Annotated in this window: 15 protein-coding genes; 11 read left to right on the top strand and 4 right to left on the bottom strand. The window is 61.2% G+C overall.

The features are described 5' to 3' along the window. Positions 1-154: 154 nt before the first annotated feature. The 7 genes from AB4K19_RS11125 to AB4K19_RS11095 are packed head-to-tail and all read left to right on the top strand — an operon-like array spanning position 155 to position 6,446. Positions 155-1,141 carry a hypothetical protein gene (locus AB4K19_RS11125; RefSeq protein WP_375228434.1) on the top strand — a complete coding sequence of 329 codons (987 nt, stop codon included), beginning with the start codon at positions 155-157 and terminating at the stop codon, positions 1,139-1,141. After that, the gene (gene scpA, locus AB4K19_RS11120) at positions 1,104-3,233 is read left to right on the top strand and encodes a methylmalonyl-CoA mutase (RefSeq protein ID WP_375228433.1); all 2,130 of its coding nucleotides are present in this window, start codon (positions 1,104-1,106) and stop codon (positions 3,231-3,233) included. Before AB4K19_RS11125 ends, scpA begins: the two co-directional genes overlap by 38 nt. A gap of 12 nt (positions 3,234-3,245) precedes the next feature. Continuing rightward, positions 3,246-3,860 carry a VOC family protein gene (locus tag AB4K19_RS11115; RefSeq protein WP_375228432.1) on the top strand — a complete coding sequence of 205 codons (615 nt, stop codon included), beginning with the start codon at positions 3,246-3,248 and terminating at the stop codon, positions 3,858-3,860. Further along, the gene (locus AB4K19_RS11110; protein WP_375228431.1) at positions 3,857-4,345 is read left to right on the top strand and encodes a GNAT family N-acetyltransferase; all 489 of its coding nucleotides are present in this window, start codon (positions 3,857-3,859) and stop codon (positions 4,343-4,345) included. Before AB4K19_RS11115 ends, AB4K19_RS11110 begins: the two co-directional genes overlap by 4 nt. Positions 4,346-4,385: 40 nt before the next feature. Beyond that, complete coding sequence (locus AB4K19_RS11105) at positions 4,386-5,063, top strand: TerB family tellurite resistance protein (protein ID WP_436397582.1); 678 nt, start codon at positions 4,386-4,388, stop codon at positions 5,061-5,063. Next, on the top strand, positions 5,063-6,070 hold the full coding sequence (locus tag AB4K19_RS11100; protein WP_375228430.1) for an endonuclease/exonuclease/phosphatase family protein: 1,008 nt from the start codon (positions 5,063-5,065) through the stop codon (positions 6,068-6,070). Before AB4K19_RS11105 ends, AB4K19_RS11100 begins: the two co-directional genes overlap by 1 nt. A gap of 37 nt (positions 6,071-6,107) precedes the next feature. Next, the gene (locus tag AB4K19_RS11095) at positions 6,108-6,446 is read left to right on the top strand and encodes a hypothetical protein (protein WP_375228429.1); all 339 of its coding nucleotides are present in this window, start codon (positions 6,108-6,110) and stop codon (positions 6,444-6,446) included. Here the strand turns inward: AB4K19_RS11095 and AB4K19_RS11090 are convergent. The 4 genes from AB4K19_RS11090 to AB4K19_RS11075 all read right to left on the bottom strand — a co-directional run bounded on the left by AB4K19_RS11090 (position 6,443) and on the right by AB4K19_RS11075 (position 12,061). Next, positions 6,443-8,011, bottom strand: a complete 1,569-nt coding sequence (locus tag AB4K19_RS11090; protein WP_436397581.1) for a Ppx/GppA family phosphatase — start codon at positions 8,009-8,011, stop codon at positions 6,443-6,445. The genes AB4K19_RS11095 and AB4K19_RS11090 overlap by 4 nt on opposite strands. 82 nt (positions 8,012-8,093) lie before the next feature. Continuing rightward, positions 8,094-10,268: an RNA degradosome polyphosphate kinase gene (locus AB4K19_RS11085; protein ID WP_436397580.1), complete on the bottom strand. Its 2,175-nt coding sequence runs from the start codon at positions 10,266-10,268 to the stop codon at positions 8,094-8,096. 43 nt (positions 10,269-10,311) lie between these two features. Further along, positions 10,312-10,992: a chromosomal replication initiator DnaA gene (locus AB4K19_RS11080; protein ID WP_375228428.1), complete on the bottom strand. Its 681-nt coding sequence runs from the start codon at positions 10,990-10,992 to the stop codon at positions 10,312-10,314. A 1-nt stretch (position 10,993) separates the two neighbouring features. Then, the gene (locus AB4K19_RS11075; RefSeq protein ID WP_375228427.1) at positions 10,994-12,061 is read right to left on the bottom strand and encodes an AI-2E family transporter; all 1,068 of its coding nucleotides are present in this window, start codon (positions 12,059-12,061) and stop codon (positions 10,994-10,996) included. 163 nt (positions 12,062-12,224) lie between these two features. Between AB4K19_RS11075 and proS the strand changes: the two genes are divergently transcribed. From proS to AB4K19_RS11055, 4 genes are all read left to right on the top strand, one after another. Continuing rightward, a complete protein-coding gene (proS, locus tag AB4K19_RS11070; RefSeq protein WP_436397579.1) occupies positions 12,225-13,619 on the top strand; it encodes a proline--tRNA ligase in 1,395 nt (464 codons plus the stop codon). A gap of 69 nt (positions 13,620-13,688) precedes the next feature. Beyond that, positions 13,689-14,189: a DUF2937 family protein gene (locus AB4K19_RS11065; protein ID WP_375228425.1), complete on the top strand. Its 501-nt coding sequence runs from the start codon at positions 13,689-13,691 to the stop codon at positions 14,187-14,189. Positions 14,190-14,243: 54 nt separating this feature from the next. Beyond that, positions 14,244-15,530 carry a lipoprotein-releasing ABC transporter permease subunit gene (locus AB4K19_RS11060; RefSeq protein ID WP_375228424.1) on the top strand — a complete coding sequence of 429 codons (1,287 nt, stop codon included), beginning with the start codon at positions 14,244-14,246 and terminating at the stop codon, positions 15,528-15,530. Next, on the top strand, positions 15,523-16,200 hold the full coding sequence (locus AB4K19_RS11055; RefSeq protein ID WP_375228423.1) for an ABC transporter ATP-binding protein: 678 nt from the start codon (positions 15,523-15,525) through the stop codon (positions 16,198-16,200). Before AB4K19_RS11060 ends, AB4K19_RS11055 begins: the two co-directional genes overlap by 8 nt. Position 16,201 lies beyond the last annotated feature (1 nt).

Raw genomic sequence — 16,201 nt, 5'->3', positions numbered from 1 at the left:
TGGCGAAAACGCCAATGAGAACAAGGGGTAGTAGTACTTTCATCATGCCTCCTGCTGCTCTCTATATAATCCTGCCTGCGCGCGATGCGATGGGCAAGGGCAGCAATTTCGCCATTAAATCTGCTGCAAGGGTTTATCGGGTATGAACGCGTGCGTGACTACATACCCGCCGTTTCGCGCGGCCCTTGCACAGCTGGCAAAAACGATCATGGACGTAACTCTGCATATTGGTGCGCACCGCACCGCCGCTACCGGTTTTCAGGATTATCTGCGCCGGCACCGAACCGACCTGGAAACCCGGGGCATCGCTTTCTGGGGGCCGGGCAGCACACGGCGCGGGTTATTTTCCGGGTTACTTCCGTCGGCAAAGGGAACGGTTTCTGCAGCGCGGCAGGAACGGGCGGCGGGCCGGATCCGGTTGCGGCTGGATCAGACCCGGCGTAACGGCACCAGCCATCTGATCATCAGCGATCAGAATATGATGGGCAGCCTTGGGAATAATATGCGCGAGCGCGGGCTCTACCCGGCTGTCGGCGAGCAGATTGCACGGTTCGCCGGTGCTTTTGATGGCCGGATTTCCGCAGTCATGCTTTCGGTGCGCAGCCTTGATCTCTGGTGGTGTTCTGCGCTGGCGGCGGGTGTAAGCCGGGGGCACCCACTGCCCGAAGCAGCAGACATAAAGACCATCGCAACCTCAGAACGCGGATGGCGCGATGTGATCGCGGATGTTGCCTGCGCATTGCCTGGTGTGCCGCTGCGGGTTCTGCCGTTTGAGCAGTTTGCAGGGCGACCCGATGCATTGTTCGCCTGTGGCGCGGAAGCGGATGCACCGCGCGAGACGTCCCGCCAGTGGCTCAGCCGGGCGCCCGCGCTGCCGGAACTGCGGCGGGCGTTGCCACCAGGCAGGGGACAGCTGCCCTTTGGCATGGGGCGCTGGAACCCTTTTGACAACGAACAACATGCGGCACTTCGCGAGCTTTATGCAGATGATATTATGTGGCTGACCGCCGGTGCGGATGGTCTGGCCACGCTGACAGAGGACGACACCCGGACAAGAGTTGCGCAAACGCAGCCAGCCGGGCAGAGGATGGAAGGACAGACAGATGAGCACGAAAAAGGACGACTGGCGCGCCCTGGCTGAGGCAGAACTGCGGGGCCGGCCTGTTGAGGACCTGACCTGGCAGACCCTTGAGGGTATCGGGGTGCAGCCGGTCTATACCGAAGACGATATCAAAGGGCTTGGTCATCTCGGCGGCATCCCGGGTGAGGCGCCTTATACGCGCGGCGTCAAGGCGACGATGTATGCCGGGCGTCCCTGGACCATCCGCCAGTACGCGGGTTTTTCCACCGCGGAGGAAAGCAATGCTTTCTACCGCCAGGCTCTGGCCAATGGCCAGCAGGGGGTTTCGGTGGCTTTCGATCTTGCCACGCATCGTGGATACGACAGTGACCATGAACGCGTTATCGGGGATGTGGGTAAGGCCGGGGTCGCGATCGACAGCATTGAAGACATGAAAATCCTCTTTGATGGCATCCCGCTCGACAAGGTGTCTGTGTCTATGACCATGAACGGCGCGGTGATCCCGATCCTCGCGAATTTCATTGTCGCCGGTGAAGAGCAGGGGCACGATCGCGCGGTCCTGTCGGGCACCATTCAGAATGACATCCTGAAGGAATTCATGGTGCGGAACACATATGTCTATCCGCCTGAGCCATCCATGCGGATCATCGCGGATATCATCGAATACACCTCCAGCGAGATGCCGAAATTCAATTCCATTTCGATCTCCGGCTATCACATGCAGGAAGCCGGCGCGAACCTCGTCCAGGAGCTGGCCTTCACCCTTGCGGACGGGCGGGAATACGTGCGCGCGGCGATTGACCGGGGCATGGATGTGGACAAATTTGCGGGCCGCCTGAGCTTTTTCTTTGCCATCGGCATGAACTTTTTCATGGAGGCGGCCAAACTGCGCGCAGCGCGGCTGCTGTGGTCGCGCATCATGTCTGAGTTCAATCCGAAAAACCCAAAGTCCTCGATGCTGCGCACCCACTGCCAGACATCCGGCGTGTCCCTGCAGGAACAGGACCCCTACAACAACGTGGTGCGCACGGCCTATGAGGCCATGAGTGCGGTGCTGGGCGGGACCCAGTCACTGCACACCAATGCGCTGGATGAGGCGATTGCGCTGCCCACAGAGTTTTCCAGCCGGATCGCGCGCAACACACAGTTGATTCTGCAGGAAGAAACCGGTGTGACCAATGTGGTCGACCCGCTTGCGGGCTCTTACTACGTGGAAAAACTGACAGCTGATCTTGCAGATGCGGCGTGGAAACTGATCGAAGAAGTCGAAGAGATGGGCGGCATGACCAAAGCCGTGGCTTCCGGCATGCCCAAGCTGCGCATTGAAGAGGCCGCCGCCACGCGGCAGGCCAACATTGACCGCGGCACCGAAGTGATCGTGGGCGTCAACAAATACCGGCGCGACAAGGAAGACCCGATCGACATTCTGGACATCGACAATGCGGCCGTCCGTCAGAGCCAGATCGCCCGTCTGGAGAAAGTGCGCGGAACGCGGGATGCAGCCGCCTGTGACGCGGCGCTTGCGGAACTGGGACGGCGTGCATCGGAAGGTGGGAACCTGCTCGAAGCGGCGGTCGAAGCCGCCCGTGCGCGCGCCACAGTAGGAGAAATCAGCATGGCAATGGAAAAAGTTTTCGGGCGTCACCGGGCGGAAGTCAAAACCCTGGCAGGTGTATATGGCGCGGCCTATGAGGGCGACGAAGGTTTCGCGGCCATCCAGAAATCGGTTGAGGATTTCGCCGAAGAAGAGGGTCGCAGACCCCGCATGCTGGTGGTCAAGATGGGTCAGGACGGGCATGACCGGGGCGCAAAAGTCATTGCAACGGCCTTTGCCGACATCGGGTTCGACGTGGATGTCGGCCCGCTGTTTCAGACACCCGAGGAGGCCGCTCAGGACGCTGTGGACAACGACGTGCACGTGATTGGCATCAGCAGTCAGGCCGCGGGCCACAAAACCCTCGCACCACAGCTGGTCAAAGCGCTCGAAACGGCCGGTGCAGGCGACATTCTGGTCATCTGCGGAGGTGTGATCCCGCAACAGGATTATCAGTTCCTCTATGATGCCGGTGTAAAGGCGATCTTCGGGCCAGGTACAAACATCCCGGAGGCCGCACAGGATATCCTGCGGCTGATCCGGGATACCCGATCCTGAGAGGTTGCGGCCGTGCTGCTGGATCATCTCGCTGTTTCGGGTGCCACACTCGCCGAAGCCACAGCGCATGTGGAAGACGCGCTTGACGTCAGGATGCAGCCTGGCGGTGAGCATGATGTGTTCCACACCCACAACACGCTGCTGGGTCTGGAAGATGGTCTTTATCTTGAGGCGATTGCTGTCAACCCGGATGCGCCCGATCCGGACCGCCCCCGGTGGTTTGATCTGGACCGTTTCTCCGGCCCCGCGCGTCTGACCAACTGGATCTGCCGCAGCGATGATCTTACCGGTGAACTGGCCGCTGTTCGGATGGATCTTGGGGCACCTGTTGCGCTGCAAAGAGGTGATCTGCGCTGGAGCATGGCAGTGCCGGCCAGTGGACGGCTGCCCTTTGACAACTGTGCGCCTGCGCTGATCCAGTGGCAGACAAAGGTGCATCCGGCAGAGAAACTGGCACCAGCCGGCGTGCGCCTTAAACGTCTGACCATCCGACACCCGGATGCTGATGATCTGGGCGGGGCGCTGAGGGATCATCTGCAGGATGACAGGATTGCTTTTGAAGCCGGAGAGGCGGGGCTGCACGCGGCCTTCGGAACTCCGCATGGCGAAAGGATGCTGGGGTCATGATCAGGCCGGTAGTGCCTGACGACGCGCCCGATATTACACGGCTTTGGAATCATATGATCCGGGAAACGCTCAGCACTTTTACCACGCAGGAAAAGAGCGTGGAGGAGATCACAGATATGTGCCACGCGCGCCAGGATGCGTTTTTTGTGGCGGAAACAGATAGGTCTTTCGCCGGGTTTGCGACCTTTGCGCCGTTCCGGTCCGGCCCGGGTTATGCTGCGACTGCCGAACACACCATCCTTGTGACACCCGAAGCCGAAGGGGCGGGTACAGCCGCGCGACTGCTGGCAAGCGCTGAGACCGCAGCAGGCCGGCAGGGCATTCATGTGATGGTGGCTGGTATCAGCGGCACCAACCTGCGCGCAATCGCATTTCATGCGCGCGAAGGGTACGCGGAAGTTGCGCGCATGCCTGAAGTCGGGCGCAAAAACGGTGAGTGGCTGGACCTTGTGCTGATGCAGAAAATCCTCTCCGCGTCACGTTGACGGCCTGACATACCCCCGCGCGCGGGATAAGGTGCCGGGCATGTCGATCTGGTCCCGCATCACTGACGCGCTTTCAGCACTGACGGCCGGAGAAGGTCTGTCAGCCGTTTTCGATCGCCTGCGCAGTCCACCCGAGAGATCCGTTGCATTTGCCATCGCCGTTATTGCCCTTGGCGCCAAAATGGCGAAGGCGGACGGGCATGTGACGCGCGACGAGGTGACGGCCTTCCGGGAAGTGTTTCACATCGCGTCACGCGACGAACAGGGTGCCGCGCGGGTGTTCAATCTCGCCCGCCAGGACGTGGCGGGGTATGAGGATTATGCTGAACGGATCAGTGTCATGTTCAGCGCACAACCCGACACCCTGCGCGATCTTCTGGAAGGGCTGTTTCACATTGCGATGGCCGATGGGTTCTATCATCCCAACGAAAATGCCTTTCTGGAGCGGGTGACGGAAATTTTCGGACTGCCTGAAGCTGAGTTTAATGCGCTGCGCATGCGCTTTGTACCTGACGCACCGCTTGATCCCTACACTGTGCTCGGGGTGGAACCCGGAACGCCCAAAGATGAAATCCGCCGCGCGTGGCGGCGGCTGGTGCGCGAAAACCATCCCGACGCGATGATCGCGCGGGGGGTGCCGGAAGAGGCGGTGCAACTGGCGCAGAAGCGCATGGCTGACATCAACCTGGCCTGGGAAGAAATCGAAGGTCGCGCCTGATGCGCATTGCCACCTACAACGTCGAATGGTTCAACAACCTCTTTGACGATCAGAACAGGCTTGTGCCGGATGGCGAATGGTCTGCGCGGTACCGTGTGACGCGCCGGGCGCAGGCGGACGCGCTGGGGACCGTTTTCCGGGCAATGGATGCGGATGCGGTGATGATCATCGAAGCACCGGATACCGGCGGTGACCGCAATGCAGTTGAAGCGCTGGAGAACTTTGCCGCGCGCTACGGTTTACGGACCACTGTGGCGCTGACGGGTTTCGCCAACGACACGCGTCAGGAAATTGCGTTGCTTTACGACCCCGGCGCGCTGCGGGTCCGGCATGCACCGCGTGCGGGCACGGCGGACGTGCCGCGTTTTGATGGGAATTTTGCGATTGATCTCGATGTCGATGCGACACAGGACATCGTGCAGTTTTCCAAACCACCGCTGGAGCTCGACATCACCACGGCGTCCGGCACGGTGTGTCATCTGATCGGCGCCCATCTGAAATCCAAAGCGCCGCATGGCGCCAGAAACGACGCTGATGTTATGCGGATGGCGATTGCCAACCGGCGCAAACAGCTGGCCCAGGCAATCTGGCTGCGCGCGCGCGTGGATCAGGTTCTGGAGGGCGATACGCCGCTCATGGTGATGGGCGATCTCAATGACGGCCCGGGGCTGGATGAGTTCGAGGGGCTCTTTGGCCGCTCGTCTGTCGAGATCGTGCTGGGTCAGGATGGGCAGCTGCCGCTTTTCGATCCACATGCGGCACAGGCGCTGTCCCGCCGGTTTGGTGCGCGCCCGACAACCTCAAGGTTTTGGATTAAAAAGGAAAAACGCTACCTTCAGGCATTGCTGGACTACATTATGGTGTCGCCCGGTCTGCGCTCCCGGGACCCGGTCTGGCGCATCTGGCACCCGCTGGATGATCCGGAGTGCTGGACTGACCCCGCACTGCGGGAAGCACTGGTAACGGCTTCTGATCATTTCCCCGTCACGATCGATCTGGACATCTGACATCGGAGAATCGCGGCGGATACTGTATGCTTGCGTCATGAAACTTTCGTTTTGCACATTCCTTGCTGCGGTTTTGCTGACCTCGCCCCTGGCCGCGCAGGAGCAGGAACCACCGTCGCTGATGGAGCGGGGGATCCAGCAGTTTCTGGAAGGTCTGTTGCTGGAGGCGGAGCCCGCGCTCGAAGGTATGGCGGACTTTGTTGAGCAGATGGGCCCGGCACTTGCTGAGCTGATGCAGCAGATCGGTGACTGGTCGGCTTATGAGCCGCCGGAAATTCTGGACAATGGTGACATCATCATCCGCCGTAAACCGTCAGCGCCTGATCCGGCAGACCCGGAAGCGGATGAAACCATGCCGCCCGCGATTGACCTTTAACGCTTTCGTTTGATTTCGACCGATGCCTGCAGCGAGGCTGCAAGCGACATCAGGCGGGCTTCGGCCACTTCACCGAAGAGCGGCACCATATCCCTGGTCAGCCGCAGTTCCAGCAAACGTTTTTTGGGGTACCATTTGAGCGTTCCGCGTTCGGCGTCCTGGGTCATCCAGAGCATCGCGCCGAAGCGCATCGCTTTGCCCAGTATTTCCGCATCGAGCCGGGTCTTTTCATCAATCAGCTCGTAGAGGTTTTCAAACCGGGTGCCTTCACGTTTGTTCGAGTACCGGTGCAGCAGGGCAAGCCCGAGGAAAACGCGTTCGGAGTGCTTCAGCCCCCCAAGGTTGGCCCGGGTCGCATTGTCAAAACAGGTTTCTGCCCGGTAGTCGGGGTGCGCACGCCAGCTCACATCATGCAGCAGACAGGCTGCTTTGATCAGGCGTCGGCGGGGTTCGGGGACCTTGCGGAACAGCGGGTGAATAAACGCATAGAGCAGTTTGCCGAAGCCGGGCATCCGGGCATCCTTGGCCTCGGCGAACCTGCAGGCTTCGATCAGCGGGTCCCGGTCGCGCAGACGCTGAGGCATCTGTTCATAAAGCATACCTTCGCGGATCCCGTAGCTGGAGATCGCAATGTCCTTGGGGCTGAACACCCGGACAAGGCGCTTGAGAACTTCCGCTGCAAGCGGGACAAGGCTCATCCGCGCCGAAGAGATGCCGCAGGCGGCACGCAGTTCCGACAGATCAGCAGCCTGGATGTATTTCACGGTGGCCGTCACGCTGCGCGCCGTCATCCGGTATTCGTGAAGCACGTGCAGCGGATAGCCCCGGCGATGCATGTCGATCCGGGCGATGGCCCGCCAGGAGCCGCCCACCAGAAACAGACGGTCGCGCTGATCACCCATGACATCGCGCATCGTTTCAAGCGTTTCGCGGATATGCCTGTCGCGGCCCTTTTTGCCGCCCGGCACATCGCGCAGCTTCAGGGGGCCGAGCGAGGATGTCATCCGCTTGCCAACGCGCCCGCCACTGATCTCGGCCAGCTCCATCGAAGAGCCACCAATGTCGCATACCAGACCATAAGAGCCAGGCCAGCCAAGCAGAACGCCCTGAGCGGAGAGGCGCGCTTCTTCGTCGCCATCAATCACCCAGATACGCAGTCCGGTTTCGCGTTTTACCTCATCGCAGAAATCCTGCCCGTCGCTGGCGTCGCGCACCGCAGCTGTGGCCACGACGGTCAGGGTGGGCAGGCCCATGCCCTGCGCAAGATGCTGAAAACGACGCAGCGCGTTCAGGGCGCGCACGCGGCCCTGCGGGTTCAGAATACCCGATTCAGACAGACCGGCACCCAGCGCACACATGATTTTTTCGTTGTAAAAATAGGCAGGTGATCTGGCCGCGCCGTCAAAAACAACAAGCCGGACTGAGTTTGATCCCACATCGACCACGCCCACACGTGACAGCGCTCGTGCGCTGGGGTCCTCGAAAAGAGGGCGTCCAAACAGCCCGGCATCCGGGTCTGACGCGTCCTGCGCGACGGGGGCGGGTGTGTCAGGGTGCTGATTCATAAAATGTCCGCAGCTTCGCCGCCACCCTGTGCAAAATCATGCTGCGGGTCAATGCGGCAGGGGGCAGCATGGTAAAAAGCTGTCAGTCTTCAGTGTGGGTGAGTTTGGGCACATCCGAAGCGCCGGCCGATCCGCGCCCCGAGAGGGATGGATTTTCCATAAAGAAGCGGTGGCAGTTGAAAGCAAATATGCCTTCGGGCAGGGGCGGTCTCACAAAGGTGCCATCGGGGTTCATGACCCAGCTCTGAGCCACGTCTGCGAGGTTTGCGGCCATGATCTGGCCCACGATCTGCGCTTTGACAGTGGCGTTGTCGATCTCGACCAGCGTTTCGACACGCCGGTTGAGATTGCGGCCCATCCAGTCCGCTGAAGAGATGAACACGCGGGCCTTTTTGTGGGGAAGGCCCGCACCGTTTCCAAAGCAGACAATGCGGGAATGTTCCAGAAACCGGCCGACGATGGATTTGACGCGGATATTGTCGCTCAGGCCACGGATACCCGGACGCAGGCCGCAGATCCCGCGGATTACGAGGCTGATCTTCACACCCGCCTGGCTGGCGGCATAGAGCGCGTCAATGACCTCACTGTCGATGAGCGAATTCATCTTGGCCCAGATCACAGCCGGTTTGCCGGCGCGCGCGTGCCCGGCTTCGGCCTCAATCAGTTCCAGCAGTCTTGTTTTGAGGGACATCGGCGAGATCGCAAGGTTGTCCAGCTTCTCCGGCTGCGCGTAACCCGACAGATAGTTGAAGACCTTTGTCGCATCCCGCCCGAGGCGCGCGTCGCAGGTGAAAAAGGACAGATCGGTGTAAACGCGAGCTGTGATCGGGTGATAATTGCCCGTCCCGTAGTGCGTGTAGGTGACCAGCTGATTGCCTTCGCGGCGGACAACGGTTGAGATTTTGGCGTGTGTCTTGAGGTCCAGAAACCCGTAAACCACATGCGCGCCTGCGCGTTCCAGGCGGCGGGACTGGCGGATATTCGCGGCCTCGTCAAAGCGGGCTTTAAGCTCCACAAGCGCGGTGACTGATTTTCCTTCTTCGGCAGCTTCACAGAGCGCCTCAACGATGGGACTGTCCCGCGATGTCCGGTAGAGCGTCTGTTTGATTGCCACGACCTTCGGGTCACGCGCTGCCTGCTGCAGAAAGCGGACGACCATATCAAAGGTCTCATAAGGGTGGTGCAGCAGCATGTCCTTGTTGCGGATCGCGGCCAGCATGTCGCCGTCAAAATCAGTGACCCTTTCGGGCACCCGGGGCGTAAAGCTGGGCCAGAGCAGGTCCGGGCGGCTGTCGAGCACCAGTTCGCTGAGGTCCGCAGAGCCGATCATCCCATCAATTTCGATGACTTCCTCGGCGCCCACGCCGAGCTCTTCCATGATGACCGATTTGAGCTTTTCCGGTGCCCCCGCGGAGTGTGTCAGCCGGACGACCTCGCCACGCCGGCGGCGTTTCAGGGCGACCTCAAATTCCCGGACGAGATCTTCGGCTTCTTCCTCAACCTCAAGGTCGCTGTCGCGCAGCACGCGGAATTCGAAATGCGCCTTCAGGCGGTATCCGGGGAAAAGTCCCTGCACGTTCATCACAAGCAGTTCTTCGAGCGGCAGGAAACGGTTGTGTCCGTCCGGCGCCGGCAGGGCAATGAACCGGTCAATCTGTGCCGGGATCGGCAGCAGGGCCTGGAGCGGTCGTTTGTCTGATTTCCGTTCCAGCTGCAGCGCCAGGGCATAGCCGGTGTTGGGGATGAACGGGAAGGGATGCGCGGGGTCAATCGCCAGCGGCGACAGAACCGCAAAAACCTGGGTCAGGAATACCTCTTCGAGGTAAGTCCGGTCGGCCTCAGTCAGATCACTGCTGCGCAGGACAGAGATGTTCTTTGCTTCCATCTCGGCCAGAAGTTTCAGCAGAACTTTCTGCTGCGTCTCCATCAGGCTGCGGGCATTCTGATCGATGAGGACAAGCTGTTCGGCTGGCGTAAGGCCGTCAGACCCGGGCGTGGTGTTTCCGGCATGTGCCAGCTCGCGCAGACCGGCGACACGCACGGTATAAAATTCGTCGAGATTGTTGGCAGAGATCGACAGGAACCGAAGACGTTCCAGCAGTGGCACGCGCGTGTTTTCTGCCTCTTCGACAACGCGCCAGTTGAAACCCAGCCAGCTCAGCTCACGGTTAAAGAACCGCGCGGGCCCCTCCGGATCAAGATCAGGAAAAGCTGTGGGCTCGGGAAAGTCAGCGGACAGGAAATCGGCGTGGGTCATACAGTCTGTGTGCGAAAATTGTGTAACGTCACAGTGACAGGTTTCAGTCTGAGGGACCACCTTTGTCGAGTAACGTTGCCGCAAGACTGCGCGAAATGGCGCGTTTGCGGGCGAGCGAAGCGGCGTCCAGGGCCGCGACGATATCGCGGGCGCTGGCAAAGGACCGGTCGATGCGCCGCACAAGATAGGCAATCAGATCAGGTTTCGGGGTGAGTTGCCGGTCCGAAAAGAGTTTGGCCAGGATCGCTGCCAGCAGCGCATCATCCGGTGGTTCCAACATCGCCGTTGGCGTGCCGGTCAGCCGGCTGGCGAGGTCCGGCAGCGCGATACCCCAGTGCGCTGGCGCGCCCTGACCGGTGAGGAGCAGTGCATTACCTTCGGCCAGAACCATGTTGTGCAGGTGAAAAAGTGCTGTCTGCGCGGCCGGATCGCCCGCGATACTGTGCACATCCTCGACTGCCACGTGACCCGCTGCAAGAGCCGGGACATCGGCGTTTTCCAGACCGGACGCATCGATAACCTGCGCGCCTGACAGACCCGCCCAGACCTGCGTCAGGTGCGTTTTGCCCGCGCCTTCGGGGCCGGACAGCAACAGCTTGCGGCCGGACCACGACTGCCATCTTTCAATCATTGCAATAGCGACTGCGTTCGAGGGGGCGACCAGAAAATCTGCGCGTCCCAGCGCCGGCACACCGGGCAGGTCAAATCCGAGCTGTTCGGCCATGTCAGCTGTCGTCCCGTCCTGCGCGGCCACGGTACAGCATGGAATTCTGGTATTGTTCCACGCCGAAACGGGTGATGACCCCCAGAGCTGCCGCCACGGGAACCGCAACCAGCATGCCCACAAAGCCGAACAGCGCACCAAAAACCGAAAGCGCAAAGATCAGCCAGACCGGATGCAGGCCAACCGAGCTGCCCACCAGTTTCGGGGTCAGCACGTTGCCTTCGATCACCTGACCGATCACGAAAATTCCGCCAACCAGCCCGATGCTGACCCAGTCGCCCCAGAACTGGAACAGCGCAAGGCCAATCGCCAGGGCGCCGCCAATCAGCGCGCCGAGGTAGGGGATAAAGGTCACCAGCCCCGCGACAAAGCCCACGACAAGTCCGAACTGCAGACCGACAAGCATCAGCGCCACGGCGTAGTACGTGCCAAGGATGAGGCAAACGGTGCCCATTCCGCGGATGAATGCAGCCAGCGTGTTGTCGATATCGCTGGCCAGGCGGCGGATGACCGGGGCGTGGTCGCGTGGCAGCAGTTGGTCTATGCGCGCCACCATACGGTCCCAGTCGAGCAGCAGGTACACAGAAACGACGGGAACGACCACCAGCAGGACAATGATGTTCAGCAGCGAGGCGGCTGAGGTCAGTGCTGTTTCCAGCAATTGTGCGCCACGGCTTTCTATTGTGGCGCCAAGGCTGTTGATCGACTGGCGCACCGTGGAGCCTTCGTCCAGCAGGGTCGGAAAGCGTTCCGTCAGCCAGCTTGTCAGGGTGCGCGCAAATTCCGGAGCAACTTCAAAAAGCTGCAGCGCCTGGCCGACCAGGGTCGGGATGATGAGCAGGGCCATCACCACAAACGTCAGAACACCGGCAATGGTGATCACCGCTGTTGCGGCCACCCGGCTCAGGCCGATACGTTCCAGACGGTCAGCGACCGGATCGAGGAAGTAGGCAATCGCGCCGCCCAGCACAAAGGGCAGCAGCACGTGGCCCAGATACCAGAGCAGGATGAAAAACACCGCTGCGGCAGCGCTCCACCATAACACCTGTTCTCTTGCGGGCAGGGCCATTCCAGTCTCCGGTCTGTACAAGGCTCCACATTGCCCAACCACGCCGGTACTTCAAGAGCAGGGCGCGAAAAACCGCTGGCATCCACGCAGATTGCCTGATTGCGGGGCCGTGCTGATTGGCATAGTCAGGGGCAGAGAAAAACTGACCAGAGGACCCGGTTCCATGCGCCTGACCCGCTACTTTCTGCCCGTACTGCGCGAAAACCCTGCTGAGGCGCAGATCGTCAGCCATCGCCTGATGCTGCGTGCCGGCATGATCAAACAGAATGCTGCGGGTATCTATTCGTGGCTTCCGCTGGGGTTCCGGGTTCTGCGCCGGATCGAAAACATCGTGCATGAAGAACAGCAGCGTGCCGGCCACATCCCGATGCTGATGCCGACGCTGCAGCCTGCCGATCTGTGGCGCGAGAGCGGGCGCTATGATGCCTATGGACCCGAAATGCTGCGCATCCGCGACCGTCAGGACCGTGACATGCTCTATGGCCCCACCAATGAGGAGATGATCACAGACATCTTCCGCAGTCACGTGGGTAGCTACAAGGACCTGCCGCTCACGCTCTACCACATTCAGTGGAAATTCCGCGACGAAATGCGCCCGCGTTTTGGCGTGATGCGGGGCCGCGAATTCTTCATGAAGGACGGATACAACTTTGACCTGACCAAAGAAGATGCGCTGCACGCCTATAACCGCCATCTGGTCAGCTATCTGCGCACCTACGAGCGGATGGGCCTGCAGGCGATCCCAATGCGCGCGGACAGCGGACCCATTGGAGGGGATGACACACATGAGTTCCTCGTTTTGGCAGAAACCGGTGAGAGCGAGGTTTTCTATGACAGCGCTGTGACTGACCTGACGTTCGGGGACCGTGCGATCGATTATGATGATGTGGCGCAATGCGCTGCGATCATGGAAGAGTTCACCACGAAATATGCGCGCACCGACGAGACACACGACGAAGCGCTGTTCAATGCGATACCCGAAGAACGCCGCCGCACCGCACGGGGCATTGAGGTCGGCCAGATCTTCTATTTCGGCACCAAGTATTCCGAAGCGATGGGGGCCACGGTCCAGGGGCCGGACGGCAAAGCCACGCCGGTGCACATGGGCAGCCACGGTATCGGCGTCAGCCGTCTGCTGGGCGCCATTATCGAGGCCAGCCATGACGACAAAGGCATCATCTGGCCTGAAGGTGTCACACCGTTCCATTGCGGGATCGTGAACCTGAAACAGGGCGATGCCGAAGCGGATGCCGCCTGTGATGCGCTTTATGCCTCGCTGAAAGCGCTTGGTCTTGACCCGCTCTATGATGACCGTGACGAGCGGGCAGGCGGCAAATTCGCAACGATGGACCTGATTGGTCTGCCGTGGCGGATTACGGTCGGTCCCCGCGGCCTGAAGAACGGTGTGGTCGAACTGACCAGCCGCCGAACCGGCGAGAGCGAAGAGCTGCCGCCCGAAGAGGCTGTAAAAAAGGTGGCCGCCATCTACAGCGGCGCGAGAGAACCCGGCGAGCACGTGGAGATGATGGCGCAGCGCGCCTTTCACACCTACATCTGACCTTTGCGCCAGCCGGTGGGGTCTGGTATGATCCCGCCGATGCCTCCTGGGGGAGAGCAGGAGCAGGGTATGATCCTTCGCGCAGCCATTTTCGCGGTCAGCCTCAGCGGAGCGCTGGGTGCCGCACAGTTCCCCGCGTTTTCTCAGCAGTACCTGCAGCGTCTTGGCGGCGCTGTTGATGCGCTGGATCAGGTGGTGGCTGACTTTGATGCGTCCGCGGCCGCACTGGGTCTTTCCCGGGACGACGCGCTTGCACAGATGAGCGGTTCTGCCTTCGTGGAGGCGCGGCGCACGGATATGCAGCGTACTTTTGAGCGGCATGCGGTGCTGCGCGCAGACCTCGCAGTGCTCAGCGGTCATGGGCCCTTTATGCGCGCCTACCATGCGACCCGGCTGACCGACAGCGAAGTGGCGCGGGGGGCATGGTCTGCATTCCGTCCGTCACTGCCGCTGACACCGGCAACAGGCATTTTTGCGCTGACGGGTTTTTTCGTCACCTGGCTTGCGCTGCGCGGCATGCTTTGGCTGCTGCCTGCCCGCAGACGGCATCCGGCCCCAAAGCCTGCTTGACGCTCAGGGGTCAAAGCCCCACGTTGCGCGTCAACACGCCCTGCAGGACAGCCCATGGCCCGACGTACCGCCCCCTTTGCCGCCTTTGAATGGATGATCGCCTGGCGATACCTGCGCGCGCGCCGCGCTGAGGGCGGTGTCAGCACCATGACCTGGATCAGCCTTATTGGCATCACGCTCGCCGTCTTTGCGCTGATCGCAACGCTGGCAGTGCGGTCGGGGTTCCGTGCCGAGTTTGTGGGCACCATTCTCGGCGCGAATGCCCATGTGACCGTTTATTCGCTGGGTGAGGTCACGGCGGCGGGCCGCATCGACCGTTCGATCCGCGAGTATGACGCGCTGGCCGACCGCCTGCGCGACGTACCGGGTGTCACCCGCGCTGCCCCGCTGATCCGGGCGCAGGTCATGGGTGCCGGGCAGGGCAGTAATGCCGGCATCGACCTCTATGGCATCAGCGGCGATGATCTGCGCACGCTGCCGGGCATTGCGGATGCCGAAGCGTCGCTGGGCGATATCAATGCCTTTGAAGACGGGATCGCGTTGGCTTCCGGCCTGGCGCGTGAACTGGGCGTGGGGATCGGCGACCGTGTGCGGCTGATCTCACCTGATGGAGTCAAAACGGCCTTCGGCACGTCGCCGCGCATCAACGCCTATGACGTCACCTACATCTTCTCGGCCGGGCGGTACGATATCGACCGGGTGCGCGCCTATCTGCCGTTTGAGGAAGCTCAGATCTTTTTCAATCGCGAGGGGCTGGCGGATGAAATTGAAGTGATGGTTGAAGACCCGGAAAACGTGGGCGCCCTGTCGCCGACTCTGCTGGAGGCCGCCGGTGTCCGCGCGCAGGTCTGGACCTGGCGGGACGCCTCGGGCGGATTTCTGCGCGCGCTGGAGGTCGAGGACAACGTGATGTTCATTATCCTGTCGATCCTCGTGCTGATCGCCGCCATGAACATCGTCTCCGGTCTCATTATGCTGGTGAAAAACAAGGGCCGTGATATCGGCATCCTGCGCACCATCGGGCTGACAGAAGGCTCGGTCATGCGCATTTTCTTTATCTGCGGGGCGGCAACGGGTGTGCTGGGCACGCTGATGGGCGTCATTCTGGGGTCCCTTTTCGCGATATACATTGATCCGATTTTCTCGTTTGTGAATGTGATGATGGGCGGTGGGGTCTGGGACCCGTCGATCCGGGGGATCTACGCACTGCCTGCGGAACTGCACCTCTCGGACGTGCTTTCAGCGGTCGCACTCTCCCTTGGACTGTCGTTTGTGGTGACGCTCTTTCCGGCGCGGCGCGCGGCCCGTCTGAACCCGGTTGAGGCGCTGCGTTATGAGTGATCCGGTGCTTGATCTGCAGGGGGTTACCAAGGCCTACAGCGCCGGTAAACCGGGTGAAGTGACAGTGCTGCGCGGCGTTGATCTGTGCGTGCAGCGCGGAGAGGTGGTGGCTCTCGTCGCGCCATCCGGTGCCGGGAAATCCACGCTCCTGCATATCGCCGGGCTGCTGGACACACCGGATGCAGGCCATGTCCGCATCGCGGGCGAGGAGATGACCGGGCGCGGTGATGCGCGGCGTACGGCGGTGCGCCGGGCAGATGTTGGTTTTATCTACCAGTTTCATCATCTGCTGCCCGAATTCACCGCGCAGGAAAACATCGTCCTGCCGCAGCTTGCCAATGGCGTGGGTCAGGCGGCTGCCGGGGATCGTGCTCTTACCCTGCTGGAAACTGTCGGTGTTGCCGGGCGGGCCACGCACCGGCCTGCCGCCCTGTCGGGGGGCGAACAGCAGCGGGTGGCCTTTTGCCGGGCACTGGCCAACGGCCCCGCATTGTTGCTTGCAGACGAACCAACGGGCAACCTGGACCCCGCCACATCCGATCAGGTGTTTGACGCCCTTATGACACTGGTGCGGGACACGGGGCTTGCTGCTGTGATTGCGACACACAATCTGGACCTGGCCGCACGCATGGACCGGCAGATCAGACTGGAAAATGGACTGCTTGTCTGAG

Source organism: Roseobacter phycocola (assembly GCF_042055075.2).
GTDB lineage: Bacteria > Pseudomonadota > Alphaproteobacteria > Rhodobacterales > Rhodobacteraceae > Roseobacter.
Note: the sequence above shows the minus strand (reverse complement) of the source record. Positions and strands in the feature narration are given on the sequence as shown.